Annotated in this window: 1 protein-coding gene; it reads right to left on the reverse strand. The window is 39.4% G+C overall.

Features of this window, described 5'->3' with window-relative positions:
* On the reverse strand, positions 1 to 211 hold a 211-nt coding region (locus AAEZ02_RS23355; protein ID WP_351125602.1), incomplete at its 3' end, for a hypothetical protein.
* Positions 212 to 241 lie beyond the last annotated feature (30 nt).

The following is a 241-nucleotide window of genomic DNA, read 5'->3' on the forward strand; positions in this document are numbered from 1 at the left end:
GCAACGATTCAATTTGCTTAATAATCAAATCAATTTCACCCGGCGTAATATTATCTCCAGCATACTTTTTAGCGAGATACTGGCTCAAATCAGCTTTAATTAACACGTCGGTATTATCGCGTTCAATGTCACAGCCTCGCACATATGGGTAACCTTGCTCACCCAACAGCTCAATAATGGCCTCTTCTAACTTCGCTTCTGTAAATTTCATAGTAAGTCTCTGCACCAGTTAGTTATAAAG

The organism is Shewanella sp. T24-MNA-CIBAN-0130 (assembly GCF_040310185.1).
In the GTDB taxonomy this organism is placed as follows: Bacteria; Pseudomonadota; Gammaproteobacteria; order Enterobacterales; family Shewanellaceae; genus Shewanella; species Shewanella psychromarinicola.